Annotated in this window: 1 pseudogene; it reads left to right on the forward strand. The window is 46.2% G+C overall.

Annotation, left to right across the window (positions count from 1 at the left end):
• A pseudogene (gene vmeJ, locus R7Q46_RS28990) lies at positions 1-553 on the forward strand (multidrug efflux RND transporter periplasmic adaptor subunit VmeJ); the annotation flags it as partial.
• Positions 554-573: the final 20 nt, after the last annotated feature.

A 573-nucleotide genomic window follows, 5' to 3' on the forward strand; every position in this document is an offset into this window, starting at 1 on the left:
TCATTTTGTCGAAGTGGGTGACTTTGTCGGTGTGGGCGACCCAATAGCGACAGTGATTGATTTAGAGACTCTGGTCATTGAGGCCGACGTTAGCGAGCGCCATATCCAGTATCTTAAAGAAGGTCTTCAAGCGGATGTCAGAACTATCAATGGTCAGCATCACTTGGGGACTTTACGTTATATTGGTCGCGTTTCCTCCGTATCGACCAATACGTTTCCGATTGAAATCGAAATAGATAATCGTAATTCGCTCATCCCTGCGGGGATCAGTGCGGAAGTGCAGCTCCCTTTGAATGAAGTGCTAGCGATTAAAATTACCGCTGCAATGTTGGCGTTAGATGAAGAAGGGAATTTAGGTGTCAAAACACTGCAAGATGAACACGTTAAGTTTGTTCCTATTCAGTTAGTCAAAGCAGAAGAAGATGGCGTTTGGTTATCTGGGCTTGGCGAGCAAGCGGACATCATTGTATTAGGACAGGGGTTTGTTCGTGATGGCGATACCGTGATTGCGAATAAAGTCGGTGATGTCGCTGCCGATGCGGCCGAAAAATAGGGAGGCAGCATGTTTAGTAT

It is taken from the genome of Vibrio sp. 811, from assembly GCF_033339195.1.